The following is a 24,715-nucleotide window of genomic DNA, read 5'->3' on the forward strand; positions in this document are numbered from 1 at the left end:
CCGCCGCGAACCGCGGCGGGCACTTCCTTGCTGCTAGGCGGCCAGGGGCAGCCCGTCGGGACCGGTCAGGGCCAGCCGGGTCCGGAGCGTCCCGCGGGCGGCGATCTGGTCGTAGTAGGCGGCGCGGCGCCGGGCCACGCAGCCCTCCTTGGGCGGGTTCTCGGCCGCCAGCGACGGCTCGAGGTGCGTGTTGAGACCGTCGCGGAGCAGGCTCAGCGCCTCGGCCCGCAGCTGGGACACCCGCGACTCGGTGACGCCGAGCTCCTCCGCGATCCGGGCCATCGGCCGCTCGTCGAAGAAGTAGCCCTGCACCACCACGCGCAGCCGCTCGGGCAGCGCGTCCACGGCGTTCTGCAGGTAGCCGAGCCGCTCCCGGCGGATCAGCATCTCCTCGGGGCCGGCGCTCGGCTCGGTGACCATGTCGTCGGCCGCCGCGGTGGCGAAGCCCTGAAGGCTGAAGACGACCGCGCGGTGCACGTCGTCGTCGGCGGTCTCGATGTCCTCGACCGTGCAGCCCAGCCGCTCGGCCACCTCCTGGATCGTCGGCGTGCGGCCCAGCTCGGCGGTCAGCTCCTGGCGGGCCGAGTCGGTACGCCGCGCCCGCTGCCGCACCGAGCGGCTGGCCCAGTCCAGGCCGCGCAGCTCGTCCAGCAGCGCGCCCCGGATGCGGGCCGCCGCGAACCGGGCGAACGGGACGCCGCGCGTGGTGTCGAAGCCGCGGGCGGCGTGGACCAGCGCCGCGTACCCGGCCGACATCAGGTCGTCGCGGTTCACGTGCGACGGCACCCGGGCCAGCATCTCGCGGACCAGGTGGCCGACCAGCGGCATGTGCTCCTGGACGACGTCCTCGCGGCGGCGGTCGACGTTTGGTGCACCGCTCATGATGGGGGGTCTCCTCGCGGTAACGCCCGGAGGGGGGATTCCCGGGCACTGAGGAGAACGGTGATCGGCATCGAGTGCGATACAGGTCTCGTACGGGTGCGGAATGGTTGCACCCCGAACTCGGGTTATGCTCGATCACTTGGGACATTTCCCGGACCATTTTTGGAGCTCCCGCTACATGACAACCTTCACCGAGCTCGGCGTGCCGCGCGAACTGACGCAGGCGCTCGCCGGCCTCGGCATCACCACCCCGTTCCCGATCCAGGCCGCCACCCTGCCCGACTCGCTCGCCGGCAAGGACGTGCTGGGCCGCGGGCGCACCGGCTCCGGCAAGACGTACGCGTTCGCGCTGCCCGTCCTCGCCCGGCTGGCCGCCTCGCGCAAGCCGCGCCGCCCCCGTTCGCCTCGCGCGCTGATCCTGGCGCCGACCCGGGAGCTGGCCACCCAGATCGACGCCGCCTTGGCGCCGCTGGCCGCCGCGCTCGGCCTCAAGACGCTCGTCGTCTTCGGCGGCGTCGGCGCGAACCCGCAGATCAAGGGCCTGGCCGCCGGCGTCGACGTGCTGGTGGCGTGCCCCGGCCGGCTCGACGACCACCTGCGCAACGGCCACGCCTCGCTCGACGCCGTCGAGATCACCGTGCTCGACGAGGCCGACCACATGGCCGACCTGGGCTTCCTGCCGGTGGTGCGCCGCCTGCTCGACCAGACCCCGCGCGACGGCCAGCGCCTGCTGTTCTCGGCGACCCTGGACAACGGCGTGGACGTGCTGGTCAAGCGCTTCATGCGGCGGCCGGTCACGCACGCGGTCGACGCGGCCACCGAGGCGCCGGTGGAAATGCAGCACCACGTCCTGCACGTACGGGGTGACGACCGTTTCGGCGTCCTGGTCGACCTCCTGGCCGCGCCCGGCCGCACGGTTGTCTTCACCCGCACGAAGCGCCGCGCCAAGGTGCTGACCCGCCAGCTGGTCGCGGCCGGGGTGCCGGCCGTCGAGCTGCACGGCAACCTGGCGCAGAACGCGCGCAACCGCAACCTGGCCGCGTTCTCCGACGGCAGCGCCGAGACCCTGGTCGCCACCGACATCGCCGCCCGCGGCATCCACGTCGACGACGTCACCCTGGTGATCCACGCCGACCCGCCGGTCGAGCACAAGGCGTACCTGCACCGCTCGGGCCGCACCGCCCGAGCCGGCGCGCAGGGCACGGTGGTCACCCTGATGACCGACGACCAGCAGGCCGAGGTCCGCGACCTGACCCGCAAGGCCGGCGTACGCCCGACGACCTCGCGCACCCGCCCTGGCGACCCGCTGTTGTCCGAGCTGGCCCCGGGCGAGCGCCGCTTCGTGGCGCCCCCCGCGGCCGCACCGGCCCAGCCCGCCCGGGGCGCCCGCTCCGGCCGCCCGGCCGCCCAGTCCGGCCGCCCGGCCGCTCAGGCCGGAAAGCCCACCGCTCAAGCCGGCCAAGCCGCCAGGTCCGGCCAGTCCGTGGCCCGGCCGGGCCGGGCCGGCTCCCCGAGCGGCCAGCCCGCCACGGCGCCGGAGCCGAAGCGGGCGACGTCCGGCCGGTCGCGCGGTCGAGGCCGGGCTTCGGGCCACGCCAACCACGCCGGCCACACGGTCGAGGCGCCGGTGGTCAACGCCCGCCCGGCCGGAAGCGGCGCCGGCGGCGCCGGCCGTACCCGCCGCGGCGGCGTCGGCCAGGCCGGCGCGGCAACGACGGGCCGGCCCTCGGGCGCGGCGGCGTTCTCGGCGTCGAGCCGGGTCGGCGGACGCCGCGGCGGTGGCCGCTAGCTCGCGTAGACGTCGAGCGTGATGTGGACGGGCCGGGCGATGATGCCGCGGCCCGTTTTCACGCCGGCCGTCACCCGGTCGATCGTGCCGCGGGCCACGCAGCGGAAGCCATCGCCGATCGGCTCGAGCTCGTCGAGCGTCAGGGTCACCGTGCTGTCGGTGCCGCGCACCGAGAGGACGCCGGTCATCGACCAGCCGGCCGGTGTGCGGGCGCACGCCGTGCTGCGGAAGCCGATCACCGGGTGAGCGGCCGCGTCGAGGAAGCGCTTGCCGCGGATGTCCTTGTCGCGCTTGGGGTCGTCGCTGGTGAACGAGCCCGCGTCCAGGCGCGCCGAGGCGCTGGAGGCGGTTGGGTCGGCGGCGACCGTGACGGTGCCGCCGAGGACGGAGACGGTCGCGGTGACCGGCTTCAGGCCGAAGGCGTGGGCGGCGTTCAGCGTGCAGGTGGAGCGGGCCAGGTCGAGGGTGTAGGTGCCGGGCCGGATGCTGGTGCTCAGGTTCGTTGTCATGCGTCGAGCGTCGGCGAAGCGGGGGCGGGAAACCTCAGTGCCGGTACTGAGGATCGCCACGTAGATCGGCGCGGCTGGTCAGGCCGAGCTTGCGCAGGATGCTGCGGACGTGGGTCTCGACCGTACGCTCGGAGAGGAACAGCTTGCCGGCGATGGCGCGGTTGGCGAGGCCGGCGGCGACCAGCACGGCGATCTCGCGCTCGCGGGCGGTGAGGACGTCGTCGCCGGCCAGGGCGGCGGCCTCGGTTGCGACCTTGGACATGCCCAGGCGGCGGGCGGTGGCCAGGGCCTGGGCGGCGAGCTCACGGGAGCGGCGGGACTCGGCGGCGGTGCGCAGGAAGCGGGCGTACGCCAGCTGGGCCAGCGCCAGGAACGGCGGGCAACCCAGCCTCTCCTCGGCGGCGACCGCGGCGGCGAAGTGGGCGTCGGCCTCGGGACGGCCCAGCGCGGCGGCGATCGTGCCCAGGGAACGGTCGTACGCGCCGAAGCAGGCGGACATCGAGTTGAGGAAACGGCCCGAGTACGGGAGCGCCAGCCGGTAGCAGTCGGCGGCCAGTGCCAGGTCGCCGACCCACGATGCCACCTCGCCGGCAGTGACCACGATGTACGGGCGCCGGCCGTCGACCGGCAGGCGCGGCATCAGCGCGCGCATCTTGACCGTCTGGGCGGTGGCGATGTCGCGGTCGCCCAGGTCCATGGCTATCCGGCCGAGCTGGACGACGCCGATCGGGACGCCGGGGTAGCGATCGCTCAGCGCGGCCATGTCCGCCGGCCACTCGGCGCCGCCGGTGAGCTGGGAGATGCCGTTCAGGAACGCCTGCAGCAGCAGGCCGGCCGACGGGTCCTGGGCGCGCAGGGCCAGGTCGCGCGCCTCGACCGCGGTGGCGGCGGCCTCGGCGAGCCGGCCCGAGAGCTGCTCGCGGGCGGCCCGGGCGCGCAGCAGGTGCCAGCGGGCGATCGGCCAGCCGAGGCGGTCGACCAGGTCGGCGAGCCGGGTGTACTCGGCGTCGTACTCGCCGAGGTCCCCGGTCGCGAGGCAGGTGTCCAGCCGCCAGACCCGGACCCAGAGCTCGGCGTCGGGGCGGCCGCTAGGCCCGGCCAGCTCGACGCAGCGGCCGGCCAGCTCGCGGACCTCCACGACGTCGACGACCGGGTCGAGCACCTCGTGCCGGGCGTGGATCGCGGCGACCAGCGCGCCGGGGTGGCCGGAGCGTTCGGCGAGCTCCATCGCCTCGCGGCTGAACGGCTCGGCCCGGGGCGAGTCGTGCATCTCGGCGATCAGGAAGGCGTATTGGGCGAGGACCTGGGCGCGGTCGGCCTCGTCGAGATCGAGCGCGAGCGCCCGCTCGCAGATCCGGATCAGGCGCGGGCCGACCGTGCCGCCCAGGCCGCCGACGCCGCGGACGGCCAGCGCGGCGGGCGCGCCGATCTCGTCGACGATCGCCTCGCAGTCGTCGATGGCGAGGTCGAGCCGGCCGTCGCGGTAGGCGGCGCCGGCCCGCTCGAGCCGGAGGGCGGCGGACGGCGCGTTCTCCAGGGCCCGGGTCAGCCAGCGGACGGCCTCGCGATGGTCGAGGGCGGCGGTCGCCTGCCGGGCCGCGGCCACGCAGGCGTCGGCGGCGGCCACGCGCGAGGCGGGGTCGACGGCGGCGCGGACCCGGTGGCGGGCGATCTCGATCGGGGTGCCGCCGGTGGCGGCGAGGGCGTCGGCGATGAGGGCGTGGGCGCGGATGCGGGCGTCCCGGCCGAGATCGGCGTAGCAGGCCTGGCGGACGAGCTCGTGGGCGAACCGGAGACGGGAGGGCGCCCACGGGTCGTCGACGAGCACGCCCGCGTCGACCGCTTCGGAAAGAAGCGCGGCCGAATCGAGCGGAGGGGCCGAGTCGGGTGAGGCGGCGTCGAACGCCGCGCCCAGCACCGGCGTGGAGATCTCGGCGCCGCCGGCGGCGGCCAGGCCCAGGAGGGAGCGGCAACCGGGGCTCAGGCGGGCGGTACGGCGCGAGACCAGGCGGCGCAGGCCGTCGGGCAGGTCGATGGCGCCGGCCGGGCGGGTCAGGCGGCCCTCGCGGACCAGCAGCCGGGTGAGCTCCCGGGTGTAGAGCGGATTGCCGCCGCCGAGGTCGTGCACGACGGGGGCCCACGTGCCGTGGGCGGCGCCGAAACCGCTCAGGTAGGAGGCCACGGCGGCGGTGTCCCACGGGCCGAGCGGCAGCACCGTCGCGTCGGGCAGGTCGATCGCGGTACGGGACGTGCCGAGCACCAGGATCGGGTGGCTCGCCACCTCGCGGGCGACGGCCGCGAGCAGGGCCAGCGACGCCGGGTCGGCCCAGTGCAGGTCTTCGAGCACCAGCAGCAGCGGGGCCCGCTCGGCCGCCGCGGCCAGGGCCGTCACCACGTCACGGCCGGCCCGGAACCGGGCCGCGGCGGCCGACTCGCCCTCGTCGGCCAGCGCGAGCAGGGACGGCGACAGTCCGTCCACATCGGAGTCGAGCAGGCGCAGCCACGGCCAGAAGGCGGGCGCGCCCTCGTCGGGGTCGGCGCGGCCGGTCAGCACGGTCAGGCCGGCGGCCGCCGCGCGGGCCACCGCCTCCTCGACGACGGCGGTCTTGCCGATGCCGGCCTCGCCGATCAGCAGCGCCACCGCGCCCGAGCCGCGCACGGCGCCGGCCCGCAGCGCGTCCAGCGCTACCACCTCGGCGACCCGGCCCACCAGCACGGTGCTCATGGGGACAACCTGGCGCTACTTCTCGGGAATGTCCACCTCGATCTCGTCGCCGAGGGTGAAACCGGCAGACAGCTCCAGCCCGTCGCCGCTCCAGAAGCGACCCGGGTCGTACCAGTTGGGCTGGCGCTTGCCGGGCAGCAGGCCCATGTCCTCGTACGTGACCGCGACGACCTCGGCGCAGTAGGCGGTCTCGAGCCCGGCGTCGCCGGCCGGCCCGTGCTGCCACTTGCGCGGGCGGATCTGCGGCACCCGGCCGCGCACCCAGCGCCAGGCGAGCTGGGCCGAGGACGGGAACGGGGTTCCGTCGAGCCGGGCCACGGTCTTGAGCGCCTTGTCCTCCATCGCGCGGGTCACCCCCGGCTCGAGCTGGCGCAACCAGCCGCGCTGGCCGTACCGGTGGGCCCAGACGGTGACCGCGTCGCGCAGGTCGTGCAGTTGCACCCCGCGCTGGAAGGTGCCGGACCACAGGTCGGGCAGCGACTTGCCGAGCTCGGCGTGCCACATGAGCGGCGGCATGTCCTCGACCACCAGCGACATGCCGACGTGGTTGACCGGGCTGTTGGTCAGCGTCTGGATCGCCCGGTCGGGGCCGGAGCGGCCACGGAAGATCCAGATGTCACCGGTGCGCGTCAGGTCGAGGGCCTGATCGAGGCTGATAGCGGCGTCCACGTGTCTATCCTCGTGAGATGCGTTGGTGGAAACTAGTGGGCTTGGCCGGATTGGCAGGGGTAGCGGCCACCGGGGTCGTGGTGGCCCGGTCGGAGCGTAAGCGCCGGGCGTACACGCCGGAGGAGGTGCGTGACCGGCTGCACCAGCGGGTCGCGGAGGCGGCGGAGCAGCCCTCCACCGCCTCAGACAACATCAGTGTCGCGGAGTAGCGACCATAGACCGGCGCCGTCGGGCGCCGCGAACCAGGTCTTGCCGCCGGAGCCGACCGCCTCCGGCGTGCCCGACGGGCCGGGGACGGCGCCGGCCAGCACCGACTGGGTCGGCGACAGGCGGCGGATCGCCACCGCCGCCACGTTCTCCGGGTGGGCGTGCGCGAACTCGGAGTAGATCTCCTGATCGTGCTGCCCGTCGTCGCCGATCAGCAGCCAGCGGATGTCGGGGAACTCGGCCGCCAGCCGGCGCAGCGTGTAGCGCTTGTGCTCCTGGCCGCTGCGGAACCAGCGGTCGGGGGTCGGTCCCCAGTCGGTGAGCAGCAACGGGCCGGCCGGGTAGAGGTGCCGGGACAGGAAGCGGTTGAGCGTGGGCGCCACGTTCCACGCGCCGGTGGAGAGGTAGAAGACCGGCGCGCCCGCGTTGGCGGTGATGAGCCGCTCGTAGAGCACGGCCATGCCGGGCACGGCCATCCGGGCGTGCTCGTCGAGGACGAACGTGTTCCACGCCGCGAGCAGCGGGCGGGGCAGCGCGGTGACCATCACCGTGTCGTCGATGTCGGAGATCAGGCCGAAGCGGCAGGCCGGGTCGACCACCCGGATCGGCGCGTCGACCGAGGCGCCGCCGTCGATGGACAGCCGCGCGCTGCCCCAGCCGGGCTCCAGATCGCCCTTCACCCGGCAGTCCACATAGCCGCTGCGGTCGGTGCGGGTCTCGGTGGCGCTGCCGCCGATCCGGATGATCACCGGCGCGTTGCTGACCGGCGAGCTCATGAAGCTGCGCCAGCCACGGACCTTCTCCAGCCGCTTGCGGGACCGGGTGGGACGGGTGAGCACCACCCGGGCCATGACGCGGGCCCACCCGGGCGCGCCGTAGCCCGTGTAGGCGGTGATCACCGGGCGCCAGCCGCGGCCGCGCAGCCGCCGCTCGATGACCTCGTGGAAGGCGTCCTCCACCACCGCGGCCCGGTGCATCCGGACAGCGGGCGGAGAAGCACCCGCCGGAGTCTGCGTCACGCTGGCCCCCTAACCGTCCTCAGGTGCGGCGGTCGTTCCGTGCGGTTACGGTACCCGCCCGGTACGACAGTCGCCCTGTAATGCGCGACCGCGCCGGTCAGGACTTTCAGGCCGCCGCCGGAAGCTCGGCCGTGGTCCACTGCTCGGCCCACCACTGTTCATCGGAGGCGGGTTGCCCGGCCGTGGCCCGGGTGATCGCGGCGGCCGCCTCGACCCGCAGGCTGCGCAGCGCCTCGGCCGACGTCTCGGCCCGCTGCCAGGCGGTGCGTTCCTTGGCCACCGCCTTCTGGTACTGCTCGAGCCGGTGCGCGCGCATTGCCTGCCGCAGCATCGACTCCTGCACCACCGGGTGCAGGCGGGAGTTCCAGCCGCGCTCGGCGTAGACGTCGTTGAGCTGGGCGATGGAGATCTCCCGGTTGCGGCAGGCGGCGCTGGCCGCGTGATGGAGATAACGGCGGCGGTCGGCGTTCTCCCCCGGCTTGCGGCGGCGGCTCATCAACGGGTAGGCGGCGGCCTTGGCCGCCTGGCGGGCGGCCTGGTCGGCGGCGTCGAACGCGGCCCAGGCGGCGTCCAGCTCCTCCTGCGCGCGGGACCAGGCGGCGCGGTGCCGTTCGGCGGTGGCGGCGGCGCGGTCGGCGGCCACCGCGACCTCGCCGGCGAAGCGGAGGTCGTCGGCCTCGGCCTCGGTGACGGCCGGTGACTTGGCGCGGTTGCTGCGGGCGAGCGCGCCGGCGGTCAGGAACACGCCCAGCAGCATCAGCAGCCAGAGCGCGGCGGCTTGCGGGACGGAGACGAGGAAGCTGTGCAAAGCGGTTTCCACGGGAACACCTCACTGCGAACTCGCGGCCTTCGTGGGAGGTTGCGCTGAGTGGCGCGCCGTGCGGCACGCGGCGGACAAACCCGCTGGCGGCCGTACGCCGGATCCAGCCGAGTCTTCCGCGGGAGCGCGATCGTTTCCTCATCCCGGAGAGGTGGCGACCGCCCTCGGTACGGCGGAAAGGATCAGGCGGTGGGCGGGCCGCGCTTGCCGCGGACCCGCTGGGCGGCGCCGGTCAGCAGGATGACCAGCGAGCCGAGGGCCAGGGCCGGCGTGATTTCGGACGACGCCGGCGCGGTCGCCGCTCGTACCTCCGCCGGAAGCGCAAGTGTCTCGCTCGGGGTGACCGGCGCGGCTTCACGCACCGCGACCGACCCGCTCACCGCAACCGACTCGGTCAGGGCGACCGAGTGATCGGCGGGAGCCGGGGCGGGGGTGGTGAAGGCGAGGGCGAGGAGCGCGAGGCCGGCGAGGAAGCGCAGCAGGCGCCGAGTGTCCCAGTCACTGAGAATCCAGTGACTGCGAAGCACACGCGCCACAGCCGTCACGGGATCAACTTACCCGAATTCGTCCCCGGTGCGCACGACCTGAACGGGTTGCGGCGCGTTTCGTGTACGCCCGCCGGCGAGGGACGATGGACGGCGTGGACCTTCAGGTGGTGGAGCAGGTGGAGACGCTCGGCGAATGGGTCGCCGAGGGTGGCGTGGCGGTGCTGAGCGGCGCGGGGCTGTCGACGGAGTCCGGGATCCCGGATTACCGCGGGCCGTCCGGATCGGCGCGGCGCAGCACGCCGATGACCTACCAGACCTTCACCCGCGACCCGATCGCGCGCCGCCGGTACTGGGCCCGCAGCCACCTCGGCTGGCGCACGATCGGGCAGGCCCGCCCGAACGACGGTCACCGGGCCGTGGCGCAGTGGCAGCGGATGGGCCTGCTCGACGGCATCATCACCCAGAACGTGGACGGGCTGCACCAGGCGGCCGGGGCCCGCGACGTGGTCGAGCTGCACGGGAACCTGGCCCGGATCGTCTGCCTCGGATGCGGCGCGCGGACGCCGCGCGCGGAGCTCGGCGCCCGGCTCGACGCGGCCAATCCGACGTTCGCCGGGGAGGCGGTCGCGTTCAACGCCGACGGCGACGCCGAGCTGGCGGACACCTCGCTCGACGGGTTCACCGTGGTCGACTGCCTGGACTGCGGGGGCATGCTCAAGCCGGACGTCGTCTACTTCGGCGAGACCGTGCCGGCGGACCGGGTGGCGCGCAGCTTCGAGCTCGTCGAGAACGCCCGCACGCTGCTCGTTCTCGGTTCCTCGCTGACCGTGATGTCGGGCCGCCGCTTCGTGCTGCGGGCCGCGAAGCTGGGCATCCGGGTGGCCATCGTCAATCGCGGCGTGACCCGGGGCGAGCCGTACGCGGGAATCGTCGTCGATGCCCCATTGGGCATCGTGCTGCCCTGCCTCGCCGCCCAGCCGACCGGATAAATCCGGACTTATTCGGTTGGTTTCGGCGAGGTTACCGTCTCGATACACAAATAAAGTTTGCTTCTCATTGACGTGACGCAGGGCACTGTCGTTAACTGCCGGAACCGGTCCCGAAACCGGTTCCGCCATCGTCCCGAAACAAAGGGGCGACAATCGCGGTATGCGTCAGACAGGAGGACCAGTGCCGATCACCATCGCCGATGTGGCGGCCCGGGCGAAGGTCAGCAAGACGACCGTGTCCCGGGTGCTGAACGGCAAGGGTGAGCTGGACGAGTCGACCGCGGCGCGGGTCCGGGCGGTGATCGACGAGCTCGGCTACGTGCCCAGCGCTCGCGCGGTCGGGCTGGCCCGGGGCCGCACCCGCGTGGTCGGCATGCTCGTGCCGTCGCTGACCTGGCCGTGGATCGGCGAGGTCCTGCAGGGCGCGGTCGACGTGCTGGAGACCGAGCGGTACGGGCTGCTGCTGTTCACCTGCAACCGCGGTGACGAGTCCATGCGCCAGTTCGGCGCCCAGGTGTCCGCCAAGTCGTTCGACGGCCTGCTGGTCATCGAGCCCGAGGGCACCCTCGACTACATCTACACGCTGCACCGCCGGGGCCTGCCGGTGGTGCTGATCGACGACCGTGACCAGACCTCGGGCGACATCCCGAGCGTCAGCACGACCAACCACGACGGCGCCGGGTCGGCCGCCCGCCACCTGCTCGAGATCGGCCGGCGCAAGCCGCTGGTCATCACCGGTCCCGAGAAGTTCGGCTGCACGCACCAGCGCCTCGACGGCTTCGCCTCGGTCTTCGCCGAGGCCGGCCAGGCGATCCCGCCCGAGCGGGTCTCGCTCGGCGACTTCACGGTCGCGTGCGGCGCCGGCGCCGTGCACACCGCGCTGGCCGCCGGCGTCGAGTTCGACTCGGTCTTCGCCCACAACGACCTCTCCGCCATCGGGGCGATGCAGGCGCTGCTCGACAGCGGCCGCCGCACCCCGCAGGACGTGGCGGTGGTCGGCTTCGACGACATCCCGACCGCGGCGCACACCCAGCCGTCGCTCTCCACAGTGCACCAACCACTGCGCGAGATGGGCGAGGCGGCAGCACGCACGCTGCTCGCCCACTTCGAGGGCACACCCCTGCCCACCCGCCCGACCGTCATTCCCACCTCGTTCGTGACCCGCGGCTCGACAGTCGCCTGATCCCATAGCTTTTCCCGGTCGCCGCGCCCCGGCGACATGAAGTTCGCACCACTCTGTTCGCACCACGGCGAGATCACGGAGTCGGTCACCCTGGCCGGCACCGCGATGGCGCATGCCTCCGGGCACCCCTCTTCACCCGATTCCGTCACCTCAAGAGGAGACATTGATGCAGAGAAGGAAACTGTTCGCGGTGGCCCTGGCGGGTGCTCTCGCCACGGGCGGTCTGGCCGCGTGCGGCGACTCGCCCAACGCCAACAAGGACGCCGCGAGCAAGTCGGTGGACTTCCTGAAGATCGGCATGCCGAACGGCACGCAGACCGAGAACCACAACCCGTTCGCCGGCACCTCCTCGGCGAACGCCCTGGGCTACAAGTGGATGATCTACGAGCCGCTGACCATGTGGAACCCGGTCAAGCCGGCCGAGCCCGCGAAGCCGTGGCTGGCCAGCGAGGTCAAGTGGGCGTCGGACTACAAGTCGGCGGACATCACCGTCCGGGACAACGCCACCTGGTCGGACGGGCAGAAGCTGACCGCGGACGACGTCGCGTACACCTTCAACCTGCTGAAGAGCAACGAGGCGCTGAACGCCAACGCCATTCCGTTCGACCAGATCACGGTCAACGGCAACAGCGTGCACGTGACCTTCAAGTCGGCGCAGTTCGTCAACCAGAACAAGATCATGGCGAGCACCCCGATCGTCCCCAAGCACATCTGGGAGAAGATCGCGGACCCGGCCACCGACATCAACAAGAACCCGATCGGCTCCGGCCCGTACACGCTGAAGTCGTTCACCCAGGCCGGCGTCGTGCTCGACGTGCGGACCGACGGGTACTGGCAGGACCTGCCCAAGGTCAAGGAGCTGCGCTACACGTCCTACGCGGACAACAGCGCGCAGACCACGGCGCTGGCCTCCGGTGAATCGGAGTGGAGCTTCGTCTTCATCCCGAACTACCAGGCCACCTTCATCTCGAAGGACCCGGCGAACCACAAGATCTGGGCGCCCGGCGTGCTCGGCATCCACGGCCTCTACATCAACACCACGATCAAGCCGTTCGACGACGCGAACCTGCGCAAGGCCATGAACATGGTCATCAACCGGGCGGACATCTTCACCCAGGCCGAGGCCGGCTACTTCCACCCGCAGATCGACAGCGTGACCGGCCTGCCCGCCGGCGCCGGCGACGCGTTCATCGCGCCGGAGTACAAGGGCAAGACGCTGACCCCGGACGTGGCCGGCGCCAAGGCGCTGCTCCAGCAGTCGGGCTACAAGCTCAACGGCAACACGCTGACCGACCCGTCGGGCAAGCCGGTCAAGATCACCCTGACCGACCCGGCGCCGTGGTCCGACTACCAGACCACGCTGGAGATCATCAAGACCAACCTGGCCGAGATCGGCATCGCGGCCACGGTCGACAAGGCCAACCAGGACAAGTGGGACCAGAACGTCCAGAAGGGCGACTTCCAGGCCACGATGCGGTGGACGAACGGCGGCGCCACGCCGTACGACATCTACCAGACCGTCATGGACGGTGACCTGATGAAGCCGATCGGCACCGCGGCCCAGCAGGGCAACTTCGGCCGGTTCAAGTCGCCGGAGGCGACCGCCGCGCTCAAGGCCTACGCCAACGCCACCAGCGACGCCGACCGCACCACCGCGATGAACGCCATCCAGAAGGTCTTCGTCGAGCAGGCGCCGATGCTGCCGGTCGGCTCCGACAACGTCGGTGGCGCCTACAGCACCAAGAACTGGACCGGCTGGCCGTCCGACGCCGACCCGTACGCGGGCATGCAGCCCACCCAGCCGTACGCGCTCGACGTCGTCCTGCACCTCAAGGCCGCCAACTCCTGATCGCACGACGCCGCTCCCCCGGTTCGCCGGGGGAGCGGCACCTCACCCCCTGAAGGACGTGGCATGACGGCGGTTCAAGACGCCAAAGCCCCGGCCGGTGAGGTGGTGCTGGAGGCCGTTGGGCTCACCAAGCACTTCCCCGTCCGCCGGTCACTGCGTGATCTGGTCCGCAGACAACATTCGGCGGTGCACGCCGTCGATGACGTGAACCTCACCCTCCGGCGCGGCAGGGTCGTCGCGCTCGTCGGCGAGTCCGGCTCCGGGAAGTCCACGGTGGCCCGCCTGCTCGCCCAGCTCTACCCGCGCACCGGCGGCGACATCCAGCTGCACGGCAAGTCGACCAAGGTCAAGGGCGGGAGCCAGTTCCGCGCGTACGCCGCTCAGGTCCAGATGATCTTCCAGGACCCGTTCGCGTCGCTGAACCCCGTGCACACGATCCGCTACCACCTCACCCGGGCCCTGCGGATCCACCACAACGACGCCGACCTCGACGCGGCCCTGGCCGACCTGCTCACCCGGGTCAGCCTCACCCCGCCCGAGCGGTACCTGGACAAGTTCCCGCACGAGCTCTCCGGCGGCCAGCGCCAGCGGGTGGCCATCGCCCGCGCGCTCGGCGCCCGGCCCGAGGCCCTGCTCGCCGACGAGCCGGTGTCCATGCTGGACGTCTCCATCCGGCTCGGCGTGCTGAACCTGCTGCGCGACCTCAAGGAGCGCCTCAACCTGGCGATCCTCTACATCACCCACGACATCGCGTCGGCCCGCTATTTCGCCGACGAGACCCTGGTGATGTACGCGGGCCGGATGGTCGAGGGCGGCGACAGCGAGACCGTGACCCAGACTCCGGCCCATCCGTACACCCGGCTGCTGATCGACTCGGCGCCGGACCCGGACCGGCTCACCGGCGCCGCCGACCCGCTCGAGGAGGACCGGGGTAACGGCGAGCCGCCGAGCCTGATCAACCCGCCGTCCGGCTGCCGCTTCCACCCGCGCTGCCCGATGGCGATGCCGCGGTGCACCACCGACCTGCCGGTACGCCTCGAGATCGGCGACCGCCCCGGCCACTGGGCCGCGTGCTGGCTGTTCGACGAGGCGACGGTGGCCGCTGAGCAGCCCGGCTCGGCCGCCCGCTCGGTTTCCGGGGAGGCCGTCCAGTGAAGTACTTCCTGCAACGGATCGCGTTCTACCTCTTCACCGCCTGGGCCGCGATCACCCTGAACTTCTTCATCCCGCGCCTGGTGCCGGGCGACCCGGTGCAGTCGCTGATCTCGAAGTACCAGGGTCAGCTGAGCACGAAGTCGATCCAATCGCTGTACGTCCTGTTCGGACTGGACAAGAAGCAGAGCCTGTGGGACCAGTACATCGACTACTGGAAGCAGCTGCTGCACGGCGACCTCGGCCTGTCGTTCACGTTCTTCCCGGCCCCGGTCTCCCAGGTGATCGGCCAGGCGCTGCCCTGGACGCTGATGCTGGTCGGCATCACCACGGTGATCAGCTTCCTGCTCGGCACCGGGCTCGGCGTCGTCGCCGGCTGGCGGCGCGGCTCCTGGGCCGACAGCCTGCTGCCGGTCACCACGTTCTTCTCGTCGGTGCCCTACTTCTGGCTCGGCATCATCGCGATCTACCTGCTCGCCGGCCCGGGGAGCTTCTTCCCGTCGTCGGGCGGCTTCGACTCGGGCCTGGTCCCGGCCTGGGACCAGTACTTCATCCCGAGCGCGATCCAGCACAGCCTGCTGCCGGCCCTGACCATCCTGATCTCCTCGGTCAGCGGCTGGATCCTGAGCATGCGCAACATGATGGTGACCGTCTCCTCCGAGGACTACATCACCGTCGCGCACGCCAAGGGCCTGCCCGAGCGGCGGGTGGCACTCTCCTACGCGGCCCGCAACGCGCTGCTGCCGAACATCTCCGGCTTCGCGCTGGCGCTCGGCTTCATCGTCGGCGGCACGCTGCTGGTGGAGATCGTCTTCTCGTACCCGGGGCTGGGCTTCACGCTGCTGCAGGCGGTCGGGGCCAAGGACTACCCGCTCATGCAGGGGATCTTCCTGATCATCACGATCACGGTGCTGCTGGCGAACCTGCTGGCCGACGTGGCGTACATCCTCCTCGACCCGCGCACCCGCAAGGAGGGCTGAGATGACGATCCCCACCTCCAGCATCGAGCAGGTCATCCCCGGACAAGGCTCGATGGCCCAGCCGGAGAGCGCGAAGCCGGCCAAGGTCAAGCGGCAGCGGTTCCGGTTCGTGCGCAACCGCAAGGCGGCGGCCGGCCTGATCATCCTGGGCCTCTACGTGCTCTTCGCGATCATCGGGCCGTGGGTCGCGCCGTACGACCCGAGCGCGCGCAGCAACGCCCTGGTACAGGGCCCGTCGGCCGAGCACTGGTTCGGCACGACCCACCTCGGCCAGGACATCCTGAGCCAGATCCTGGTCGGCACCCGCAGCGTCATCTACGTCGGCTTCCTGGCCGGCATCATCGCGACCGTGCTGAGCGTGCTGGTCGGCGTCACGGCCGGCTACATCGGCGGCAAGACCGACGACACACTGTCGGTCTTCACCAACGTCGTGCTGGTCATCCCGGCCGTACCGCTGATGATCATCATCACCTCGACGCTGAACAACGTCAGCGACACCCTGATCGCGTTGATCATCGGTCTCACCAGCTGGTCGTGGAACGCCCGGGTGCTGCGGGCGCAGACGCTGTCGCTGCGCCGGCGGGACTTCGTCGAGGCGTCCCGGGCGTCGGGCGAGCGCACCTGGCGGATCATCGGCTTCGAGCTGCTGCCGAACCTGACGGCGGTCATCGCGTCCGGCTTCGTCGGCACGGTCATCTTCGCGGTGCTGTCCGAGATCACGCTGGCCTTCATCGGCGTGGTCAACAACGGCTGGAACTGGGGCACGATCCTGTTCTGGGCGCAGGGCCAGCAGGCGCTCGGCCAGGACGCCTGGTGGTGGTTCGTGCCGGCCGGTCTCGCGATCGCCCTGCTCGGCATGTCGCTCTCGCTGATCAACTTCGGCATCGACGAGTTCGTCAGCCCGCGGCTGCGGTCGGCCGGCAAGACCAAGGTGAAGACCACGTCGGGCCGGACCGTGCGGATGCGGATCGGCTTCACCCCGGTGCTGTCCAGCGCGCCGGTCGTCGAGGAGCCGGCGCGGCTGGCCACCCCCGTGGCACGAGAGGCCAAGTGATGGAACCGGTACTCGAGATCCGCAACCTCAACGTCGACTACGGTCTCGGCAACCAGGCGGTCCACGCCGTACGCGAGGTGAACCTGACCTTGCACAAGGGTGAGGTGCTCGGCCTGGCCGGGGAGAGCGGCTCCGGCAAGTCCACGCTCGCGTACGGGATGACCCGGCTGCTGCCGCCGCCCGGCGTGATCACCGGCGGCGAGGTCGTCTACCACCCCGCCGACGGCGCGCCTTACGACGTCCTCTCGCTGAGCGACCGCGAGCTGCGGCAGTTCCGCTGGGACCAGACGGCGATCGTGTTCCAGGGCGCGATGAACTCGCTCAACCCGGTGCACAAGATCTCCACCCAGCTCACCGACGTGCTCAAGGCGCACGAGCCGAAGATGAGCGAGCACACCCGCAACGCCCGGGCCCGGGAGATGCTCAAGCTCGTCGGCATCTCCCCCGACCGGATGGACGCCTACCCGCACCAGCTGTCGGGCGGCATGCGGCAGCGCGTGATGATCGGCATGGCGCTGATCCTGCAGCCGCAGGTGGTCATCATGGACGAGCCGACCACGGCGCTCGACGTGGTGATGCAGCGGCAGATCCTGGGCCAGCTGATCGAGCTGCGCGAGCGGCTCGGCTTCTCGGTCATCTTCATCACGCACGACCTGTCGCTGCTGGTCGAGTTCTCCAACCGGATCGCCATCATGTACGGCGGCCGGATCGTCGAGGAGGCCCCGGCCGCCGCGATCTACCGGGACGCTCTGCACCCGTACAGCAAAGGGCTGTTGGGCTCCTTCCCGGCGCTGCGCGGTCCCCGCCGCGAGCTGGCCGGCATCCCCGGCTCCCCACCGGACCTCGCGGGCATGCCCTCGGGCTGCTCGTTCCACCCCCGTTGCCCCAAGGCATTCGAGCCCTGCTCCACCGCCATCCCGGTGCTCGGCCGTCCGGATACCCCGGATGGAGCCGGCCGTTCCGTCGCGTGCTGGCTGCATCCGGCCGAGCAGCCCGTCGGATGACGAACGGGGGCCGGTCCTTCTTTCCGGGGACCGGCCCCCGCCACATCCCCTACTGGAGAATCATGAACCCCACATCTACCGCTCCTCTCGCCGCCGTGCCCGTCGCCGGCCTGCCGCCCACGTTCCAGTGGGGCGTCGCCACCTCCGCGTACCAGATCGAGGGCGCCGCCTTCGAGGACGGCCGGACGGCGTCCATCTGGGACACGTTCAGCCGCACGCCCGGCGCCGTGGTCGGCGGCGACAACGGTGACGTCGCGTGCGACCACTACCACCGGATGCCGCAGGACGTGGCGCTGATCAAGTCGCTGGGCGTGGACTCGTACCGGTTCTCGGTCTCCTGGCCGCGGGTGCAGCCCGGCGGCCGCGGTCCGGCGAACCCGGCCGGGCTCGACTTCTACGACCGGCTCGTGGACGAGCTGCTGGCCAACGGGATCGACCCGTGGGTCACGCTCTACCACTGGGACCTGCCGCAGGAGCTGGAGGACGCCGGGGGCTGGCCGGTACGCGACACGGCGTACCGGTTCGCCGACTACGCCTCGCTGGTCTTCTCGCGGCTCGAGGATCGCGTGCAGACCTTCACGACGCTGAACGAGCCGTGGTGCTCGGCGTGGCTCGGCTACCAGGTGGGAGTGCACGCGCCCGGGCGGCAGAACTTCGACGACGCCCTCTTCGCGGTGCACCACCTGCTGCTCGGCCACGGCCTGGCGACGCAGGCGATGCGTTCTCTGGAGACGCGGCCGCACACGTACGGGATCACGCTGAACATGGGCACGGCCGACCCCGCTTCGGACTCTTCGGAAGACCGCGAGGCGGCACGGCGGGCCGACGGCATGGGGTTGCGGATCTACCTGGACCCGCTGCGGTACGGCCGGTATCCCGCCGACATGGTGGATGAGCTCGCGGCGCGGGGGTCGGCGTTCCCGGTCCGCGACGGGGACCTCGAGATCATCTCCACGCCGTTCGACGTGCTGGGCGTGAACTTCTACTTCGGCCAGAACTTCGCCGGGACCGACGAGCAGGGCAACACGCACGACGCCGCCGGCGAGCCGGTGGTGCGGGCCGTCCTGCCCGACGGCGCGCGCACGGCCATGGACTGGCCGATCACGCCGTCGCGTTTCACCCAGCTCCTGCTGCGCTTGCATAACGACTATCCGGGCTTGCCGCTGGTCGTCACCGAGAACGGCGCCGCCTTCCCCGACCAGCCCGACGAGTCCGGATTTGTCGCCGATGGCGACCGAACCGAGTATTTGTCGTCTCACATCGCCGCGGTGGCCGACGCCCGCGCCCAGGGTGCGGACGTCCGGGGCTACTTCGCGTGGTCGCTGCTGGACAACTTCGAGTGGGCCGAGGGATACGCCAAGCGGTTCGGCATCGTGCACGTCGACTACGAGACGCAGGCGCGGACGCCTAAGCAGAGCGCCCTCTGGTTCCGGGACACGATCGCCCGGACGCGCTCGGGGCAGTAGGTCCTTTTCGCACTTCCGCCGGCGGCTTCGTGGGTCACCCCGGGGCCGTCGGCGGACTCCAACTCTGTCCAGTTAGCCCACTTAGCCCCGCGCGCGCCGCTCGCCCCGCCCCGCCCCGGCGCTCACCGTCGCGGCCGATTTGTGGCTTTCCGCGCTTGCCGGCCGGACTGGTCCCGGTCCCCCACCCCGTTACTGGGTGGGGGTCAAAGTACAGCCCGGGTACGACAATTTGGGGTGGCCGTCCACAGGGTCAGCGGCGGGAACGGCTCCGCGGCGGGAGGGCCATCATCGGCGGTTCGTCCGGCTCCGGTAGGCCGCCGTCGGCCAGTAGCTGCGCTATCGGGAGGGTTGCCGCGCCCATGGCCACTGCGTCCGGGCCGAGGGTGCACAGGTCGATGCTCGTCTGCGAGTAAGGGCGGCGCAGGGCGTGCCGGGCCGCCGCCTCGCGGATCTCGGGCAGGAAACGCCGGCCCAGGTCGGCGCCGGCCACACCGCCGAGGACGATGCGCTCGGGGCTGAACAGATTGATCAGGTCGGCGATGCCGGCGCCCAGGAAACCTGCCGTCTCGGCGAAGACAGCGGCGGCCGCATCGACATAGTCGGCGCGATCGCCGACGTCGCCATCGCCGCCAACATCGTCGGCGCGGCCATCGCCGCCAGCGTCATCGCCGCCAGCGCCACCGCCGCCAGCGCCATCGCCGCCCGCGCCATCGCCGCCAGCGCCATCGCCGCCCGCGCCATCGCCGACGTCGCCGGCGCCGGTGGCGGTGGCGGTGGTGGTGGCCGTGGCGGTGGCGGTGGCGGTGGCGGTGGCGGTGGCGGTGGCGGTGGCGGTGGCGGTGGCGGTGGCGGTCAGCATCTCGGCCAGCAGGTGCGGGGTCTCGGGGCGGCCGGTCGCGGCGGCCAGGCGGCGGGTTATGCCGCCGGCGCCGACGTAGGCCTCCAGGCAACCCCGTGCGCCGCAGCGGCACTGCTCGCCGTCGTAGACCAGGGTCGTGTGGCCCCACTCGCCGGCGTTGCTGTTCGCTCCTCGGTAGCTACGGCCGTCCATCACCACGGCGGCGCCCACGCCCGTACCGATCATGATGATGACCGCGTGCCGGGCGCCGCGGGCGGCGCCGAACCACATCTCGGCCTGGCCGAAGGTCTTGGCGCCGTTCTCCACGAAGATCGGCACCGGGGTGCCGGCCCGCAGCATCGCGCCCAGCGGCACCGCGTCCCACCCGGTCGACTGCGAGTCGACGACGCCGTCCCGGTCGACGACGCCGGGCACGCCCACGCCGAAGCCCAGCACGTCGGCCGGCCGCACCCCGGCCTCGGCGATCACCGCGTTCAGACCGGTCAGCAGCAGCGCGGCCACCTGCTCGGGGTCGTCGTCGTGCTCGAACTCGGCGGCGGCCAGGCGCGCCATCGACAGGTCGTAGAGCTCGACCATGATGCGGGTCTCGGCCACGTCGGCGCCGACCACGTAGCGGAAGCCGGGGCGCACCCGCAGCAGCACGCGGGGCCGGCCGCCGTCCGAGCCGACCAGGCCGGCCTCCTCGACCAGGCCCTCCTCGAGCATCTCGCCGATCAGGTTGCTGACGCTGGCCTGGCTCAGCGCGGTCGACGAGGCCAGCTGCTGGCGACTCTGCAACGCGCCGTGGAAGAGGTCCGTGAGCAGGCTGGACCGGTTCGCCCGGCGCACGTCACGCACCGTCGTACGCCTGCTCTCCAACCTCGCGCTCCGATCGCTAGCTTCGCCGCCCGCTCGGAAACTCTACGGCGCGGGGGCCCGCCGGCGTCTATGGTGCCCCCGTGAACGACTATTGGGATGTCAATCTGGCCCATTGGAACGGTCGCGCGGCCGCGCACGCCGCCTCGCCGGGCTACCCGGTGGCCCGGCTGAGGAGCGATCCGGCCGCCCTCAGTGACACGATCGCATTCGACCGTGAGCGGCTCGGCCGGCTCGACGGCCAACGCGGCATTCATCTGCAGTGCCACATCGGCACCGACACGATCTCGCTGACCCGCCTCGGCGCGACCATGACCGGTCTGGATTTCTCCGGCAACTCGCTCGATGAGGCTCGCCGCATCGCCGCCGACGTCAAGGCCGGGGTGCGCTTCGTGCAGTCCGACGTCTATGACGCGCTGGCCGCGGCCGGCGGCGACTTCGACTTCGTCTACACCGGCTGCGGCGCGCTGTGCTGGCTGCCCGACATCGCGCGCTGGGGCCGGGTGGTCGCGTCGCTGCTGCGCCCGGGCGGGCGACTGTTCATCCGCGAGGGTCACCCGATGCTCTGGGCCCTGGACGACGAGGTCGACGATGGTCTGGTGCTGCGCTATCCGTACTTCGAGCGCGCCGAGCCGATGGTCTTCACGTCCGACGGCAGCTACGTGGAGACCGCCGAGCCGCTGGGCCCCAGCACCACCCACGAGTGGAACCACGGTATCGGCGAGATCGTCAGCGCGGTGCTCTACGCCGGGATGACGCTGACCGGCCTGGTCGAGCACCGGTCCGTGCCGTGGGAGGCGTTGCCGGGCCAGATGCGCGAGCTGCCCGGCGGCGAGTGGCAGCTGACCGACCGTCCCGAGCGGCTGGCCCACTCGTACACGCTGCAGGCCGTGCGCAACGCCTGACACCGTTTAAAGATCGGCGCACCCGGGGTACTCCCGGTCATCCCCACGACCGAGGAGACCCCCGATGCGTACAGGTTCCATCGGCGCCGTCATTGTGATCATCTGGCTGGTTCTGGGCGTCGTCGCCGCCAACCAGCGCGGCTACTTCAAGGACAGCGGCGACACCAGCTGCGCCAAGGCCGGCACGGTGATGGTGACCATCGTGGCCGGTCCGCTGAACTGGCTGGGCGTCAACCCCAAGATCAAGTGCGACATCCCCGAGCCGAGCAAGTAAGCCGGCAAGCACGCAAAAAGGCCCCCGTGTGACCGGGCGGCGGCGCAGGACCCACCACCTCCGCCGCCGCCCTCTTTCGTTTCCCGGCGCCAGGCCGCCGCGCCGCACACCCCGCCGCGCCGTCTCCGCCGCGACCTTGATGAAGAGCGGCAGAACGGGTAACGGGACTCATCAAGATCGCAAGGGGGACGCCGACCGAGCGGACCGGGCGGAGGCAAGGCGGCGCGGCGCGAGCGGTGGCCGGACGACCCACGCGGCGGGGCGCGGCGCGAACGGCGGCGGGGCGCGGCGCGAACGGCGGCGGGGCGCGGCGCAAACGGCAGCAGCGCGACGCAAGGGAGCAGCAGGACGCAGCCCAAGCGGCGGCAGAGGCGCGGCATGAACGAAAAGCACAAGCGCCGCGCGAGTGGCGGCCAGCCGGCTACGCTTACGCGGTGGGGCGCCGGGACGCGGTGTAGACAAAGCAAGTGGCCGGCCCGCGCGGACGCGCACCGGCCACCGGAACCAACCGTCAGCCCCGCTCGATCAGGTGACCGATGATCTGCGGGCCCATCATCACGGCCGCGCCCGAGCCGTCGCGGCGGTTGTCGGGGTCGGGGAGCTCGACCGGGTCGCCCGTGGTGCTGGCGCCGACCGGGCGCGGGCCCACCCAGGCCACGGTCAGCTGCGTCTCGCCCTTGAGGAACCGCTGCACCCGTACGCCACCGGTCGCCCGCCCCTTGGCCGGGTACTGCGCGAACGGCGTCACCTTCACCTGGGTGCCGGTCGACGTCACCACCATCGGCTCGCCGTGCTCGGCGTCGGCCGTGTTCACCACGTTGAACGCGATCACCTCGGCGCCGGCGGCCAGGTTGATGCCCGCCATGCCGCCGCCCTTCAGCCCCTGCGGCCGCACCAGCTTGGCCGGGAACCGCAGCATCGACGCATCCGACGTGACGAACGCCAGCGTCTCGTTGCCGTCGGTGAGCCAGCTAGCCTGCAGAACCTCGTCGCCGTCCTTGAGCGTGATCACCTCGAACTCGTCGGACCGCACCGGCCACTCCGGCGCACACACCTTGACCACGCCGTGCCGGGTGCCCATCGCGATGCCCGGCGACCCGTCGGCCAGCGGCGCGATCCCGACGACCTTCTCGCCGCGCTCGAGCGGGATCAGCTCCGACGCCGACATCCCCCCGCGCAGCGAGACCGTCCCCGACTGCTCGGGCAGCACCGGCAGCGGCAGCACGTCGGTCTTGAACGCCCGGCCGCGACTGGTGATCAGCAGGATGCGCCCCCGGGCGGTGGAATGAACGACCGCGCGGACCACGTCGTGCTTGACCCGGCCGGAGCGCCTGCGGGCCTCGGTGGCTTCCTCACTTTCCGCGGCCGTACGCGCGATCAGCCCCGTGGCCGACAGGATGACCTGGCACGGATCGTCGGCCACCTCGAGCGGCCCGGCCGGCGCCGAGGCGGCCAGCACCTCCTTCAGGTCACCGTCGATCAGCGTGGTGCGCCGCGGCCCGCCGAACTCGGAGGCCACCTCGGCCAGCTCGTCCGACACGACCTGCTTCAATACGTCGGAATTGTCCAGAATGCGGCTGAGCTCGGCGATCTCGGAACGCAGCCGCTCCTGCTCGGTCTCGAGCTCGATCCGGTCGAACCGGGTGAGCCGCCGCAGCGGGGTGTCCAGGATGTACGTCGCCTGGATGTCGGACAGCCCGAACTCGGCCATCAACGCCGCCTTGGCCGCGGCCGCGTCGTCGCTGCCCCGGATGATCGCGACCACCCGGTCGATGTCGATCAGGGCGATGAGCAGGCCGTCGACCAGGTGCAGCCGGTCCTGCCGCTTGGTGCGCCGGTACGTCGTGCGCCGGGTGACCACGTCGTAGCGGTGCTGGACGAAGACCTCGAGCAGCGCCTTGAGACCGAGCGTCTGCGGCTGCCCGTCGACCAGCACCAGGTTGTTGATGCCGAACGACGTCTCGAGCGGGGTCAGCCGGTAGAGGTCGGCCAGCAGCGCCTGCGGGTTGACGCCGACCTTGCACTCGATCACCAGCCGGATGCCGTGCTCGCGGTCGGTGAGGTCCTTGACGTCGGCGATGCCCTGCAGACGCGCGGCCTGCCGCTGCCCGCGCTTGGGGCCGGAGACGATCAGCTTGCCCTTCACCTCGTCGGTGATGGCCTCGATGATCTTCTCGGTGCCCACGCCGTACGGCAGTTCCGTCACCGTGATCGCCTGCCGGCCGCGGCCGCCCTCGAGCGGGCCGGTCTGCGCCCGGGCGCGCATGCGCACCACGCCACGGCCCGTCTCGTACGCCCGCCGCACCTCGTCGAGGCCGAGCAGCTGGCCGCCGGTGGGCAGGTCGGGCCCGGGCACCATGCGCATGAGCTCGTCGAGATCGGCGTCGGGATGGGTGATCAGGTGCCGGGCGGCCGCCACGACCTCGCCCAGGTTGTGCGGGATCATGTTGGTCGCCATGCCGACGGCGATGCCGGACGTGCCGTTGACCAGCAGGTTGGGGAACGCGGCCGGCAGCACCTTGGGCTCGACGTCGTCGCCGTCGTAGGTCGGCTTGAAGTCGACCGTGCCCTCGCCCAGCTCGCCGACCAGCAGCATCGCCTCGCGCGACATCCGGGCCTCGGTGTATCGCGCGGCGGCCGGGCCGTCGTCGGGCGAGCCGAAGTTGCCGTGGCCGTCGATCAGCGGCGCGTTCAGCGAGAAGTCCTGCGCCAGGCGGACCAGCGCGTCGTAGATCGCGACGTCGCCGTGCGGGTGGTACTTACCCATCACGTCGCCGACCACCCGGGCCGACTTCACGTAGGCGCGGTCCGGCCGGTGGCCCTGCTCGGACATCGACCACAGGATGCGCCGGTGCACGGGCTTGAGGCCGTCCCGGGCGTCGGGCAGGGCGCGCGAGTGGATGACCGAGTACGCGTACTCCAGGTAGGAGTCCTCGACCTCGGTGGTCAGCGGGTTGTCGATAACCCGCGCGCCGGCCTGGTCGAAAGCGGACGGGTCGACGCGGTTGTTCTCGTTCTTGCGGCGTGCCATGAAACA

At 71.9% G+C, this 24,715-nt stretch carries 21 protein-coding genes; 12 read left to right on the forward strand and 9 right to left on the reverse strand.

Annotated elements, in window-relative coordinates; all coding sequences use genetic code 11:
- Positions 1-33: 33 nt before the first annotated feature.
- Positions 34-882: a sigma-70 family RNA polymerase sigma factor gene (locus ACQP2F_RS35645; RefSeq protein ID WP_433295380.1), complete on the reverse strand. Its 849-nt coding sequence runs from the start codon at positions 880-882 to the stop codon at positions 34-36.
- Between the two features lie 178 nt (positions 883-1,060).
- On the opposite strand from ACQP2F_RS35645, the gene ACQP2F_RS35650 reads away from it, so the two are divergent.
- Positions 1,061-2,671 (forward strand): DEAD/DEAH box helicase, encoded by a 1,611-nt coding sequence (locus ACQP2F_RS35650; RefSeq protein ID WP_433295382.1) that lies wholly within the window; start codon positions 1,061-1,063, stop codon positions 2,669-2,671.
- Here ACQP2F_RS35650 and ACQP2F_RS35655 read toward each other — a convergent pair.
- The 3 genes from ACQP2F_RS35655 to ACQP2F_RS35665 are packed head-to-tail and all read right to left on the reverse strand — an operon-like array spanning position 2,668 to position 6,574.
- Entirely contained in the window at positions 2,668-3,180 is a 513-nt protein-coding gene (locus tag ACQP2F_RS35655; RefSeq protein ID WP_433295384.1) for a YceI family protein, read from the reverse strand. The two genes, ACQP2F_RS35650 and ACQP2F_RS35655, sit on opposite strands and share 4 nt — an antisense overlap.
- Before the next feature lie 34 nt (positions 3,181-3,214).
- Positions 3,215-5,905, reverse strand: coding sequence for an AAA family ATPase (locus ACQP2F_RS35660; protein ID WP_433295386.1), 2,691 nt, complete (start codon positions 5,903-5,905; stop codon positions 3,215-3,217).
- A 15-nt stretch (positions 5,906-5,920) separates the two neighbouring features.
- Complete coding sequence (locus ACQP2F_RS35665) at positions 5,921-6,574, reverse strand: hypothetical protein (RefSeq protein WP_433295387.1); 654 nt, start codon at positions 6,572-6,574, stop codon at positions 5,921-5,923.
- Positions 6,575-6,615: 41 nt separating this feature from the next.
- On the opposite strand from ACQP2F_RS35665, the gene ACQP2F_RS35670 reads away from it, so the two are divergent.
- Positions 6,616-6,783, forward strand: coding sequence for a hypothetical protein (locus tag ACQP2F_RS35670; protein ID WP_433307954.1), 168 nt, complete (start codon positions 6,616-6,618; stop codon positions 6,781-6,783).
- Here ACQP2F_RS35670 and ACQP2F_RS35675 read toward each other — a convergent pair.
- From ACQP2F_RS35675 to ACQP2F_RS35685, 3 genes are all read right to left on the reverse strand, one after another.
- Positions 6,757-7,758, reverse strand: a complete 1,002-nt coding sequence (locus ACQP2F_RS35675; protein WP_433307727.1) for an App1 family protein — start codon at positions 7,756-7,758, stop codon at positions 6,757-6,759. The two genes, ACQP2F_RS35670 and ACQP2F_RS35675, sit on opposite strands and share 27 nt — an antisense overlap.
- Before the next feature lie 148 nt (positions 7,759-7,906).
- The gene (locus ACQP2F_RS35680) at positions 7,907-8,620 is read right to left on the reverse strand and encodes a hypothetical protein (RefSeq protein WP_433295389.1); all 714 of its coding nucleotides are present in this window, start codon (positions 8,618-8,620) and stop codon (positions 7,907-7,909) included.
- A gap of 182 nt (positions 8,621-8,802) precedes the next feature.
- A complete protein-coding gene (locus ACQP2F_RS35685) occupies positions 8,803-9,156 on the reverse strand; it encodes a hypothetical protein (protein ID WP_433295391.1) in 354 nt (117 codons plus the stop codon).
- Between the two features lie 95 nt (positions 9,157-9,251).
- Between ACQP2F_RS35685 and ACQP2F_RS35690 the strand changes: the two genes are divergently transcribed.
- From ACQP2F_RS35690 to ACQP2F_RS35725, 8 genes are all read left to right on the forward strand, one after another.
- Positions 9,252-10,097 (forward strand): NAD-dependent protein deacetylase, encoded by an 846-nt coding sequence (locus ACQP2F_RS35690; RefSeq protein WP_433295393.1) that lies wholly within the window; start codon positions 9,252-9,254, stop codon positions 10,095-10,097.
- A 181-nt stretch (positions 10,098-10,278) separates the two neighbouring features.
- Entirely contained in the window at positions 10,279-11,280 is a 1,002-nt protein-coding gene (locus ACQP2F_RS35695; protein WP_433295395.1) for a LacI family DNA-binding transcriptional regulator, read from the forward strand.
- A 166-nt stretch (positions 11,281-11,446) separates the two neighbouring features.
- On the forward strand, positions 11,447-13,129 hold the full coding sequence (locus tag ACQP2F_RS35700) for an ABC transporter substrate-binding protein (RefSeq protein ID WP_433295397.1): 1,683 nt from the start codon (positions 11,447-11,449) through the stop codon (positions 13,127-13,129).
- A 63-nt stretch (positions 13,130-13,192) separates the two neighbouring features.
- Entirely contained in the window at positions 13,193-14,284 is a 1,092-nt protein-coding gene (locus tag ACQP2F_RS35705; RefSeq protein WP_433295399.1) for an ABC transporter ATP-binding protein, read from the forward strand.
- Entirely contained in the window at positions 14,281-15,261 is a 981-nt protein-coding gene (locus ACQP2F_RS35710; RefSeq protein ID WP_433295401.1) for an ABC transporter permease, read from the forward strand. Before ACQP2F_RS35705 ends, ACQP2F_RS35710 begins: the two co-directional genes overlap by 4 nt.
- A gap of 1 nt (position 15,262) precedes the next feature.
- Complete coding sequence (locus ACQP2F_RS35715; RefSeq protein ID WP_433295403.1) at positions 15,263-16,315, forward strand: ABC transporter permease; 1,053 nt, start codon at positions 15,263-15,265, stop codon at positions 16,313-16,315.
- Positions 16,315-17,319, forward strand: coding sequence for an ABC transporter ATP-binding protein (locus tag ACQP2F_RS35720; RefSeq protein WP_433295405.1), 1,005 nt, complete (start codon positions 16,315-16,317; stop codon positions 17,317-17,319). Before ACQP2F_RS35715 ends, ACQP2F_RS35720 begins: the two co-directional genes overlap by 1 nt.
- A gap of 62 nt (positions 17,320-17,381) precedes the next feature.
- Positions 17,382-18,785 carry a GH1 family beta-glucosidase gene (locus ACQP2F_RS35725; RefSeq protein ID WP_433295407.1) on the forward strand — a complete coding sequence of 468 codons (1,404 nt, stop codon included), beginning with the start codon at positions 17,382-17,384 and terminating at the stop codon, positions 18,783-18,785.
- 250 nt (positions 18,786-19,035) lie between these two features.
- On the opposite strand, the gene ACQP2F_RS35730 is transcribed toward ACQP2F_RS35725, so the two are convergent.
- On the reverse strand, positions 19,036-20,472 hold the full coding sequence (locus ACQP2F_RS35730; RefSeq protein ID WP_433307729.1) for an ROK family protein: 1,437 nt from the start codon (positions 20,470-20,472) through the stop codon (positions 19,036-19,038).
- 110 nt (positions 20,473-20,582) lie between these two features.
- On the opposite strand from ACQP2F_RS35730, the gene ACQP2F_RS35735 reads away from it, so the two are divergent.
- Together ACQP2F_RS35735 and ACQP2F_RS35740 are read left to right on the forward strand one after the other, a co-directional pair.
- Complete coding sequence (locus tag ACQP2F_RS35735; RefSeq protein WP_433295409.1) at positions 20,583-21,404, forward strand: class I SAM-dependent methyltransferase; 822 nt, start codon at positions 20,583-20,585, stop codon at positions 21,402-21,404.
- Positions 21,405-21,468: 64 nt separating this feature from the next.
- Positions 21,469-21,678, forward strand: coding sequence for a hypothetical protein (locus ACQP2F_RS35740; protein WP_433295411.1), 210 nt, complete (start codon positions 21,469-21,471; stop codon positions 21,676-21,678).
- Positions 21,679-22,189: 511 nt separating this feature from the next.
- Here the strand turns inward: ACQP2F_RS35740 and ACQP2F_RS35745 are convergent.
- Entirely contained in the window at positions 22,190-24,709 is a 2,520-nt protein-coding gene (locus tag ACQP2F_RS35745; RefSeq protein ID WP_433295413.1) for a DNA gyrase/topoisomerase IV subunit A, read from the reverse strand.
- Positions 24,710-24,715: the final 6 nt, after the last annotated feature.

Origin of the sequence: Actinoplanes sp. CA-030573, assembly GCF_050951115.1 — a bacterium.
In the GTDB taxonomy this organism is placed as follows: Bacteria; Actinomycetota; Actinomycetes; order Mycobacteriales; family Micromonosporaceae; genus Actinoplanes.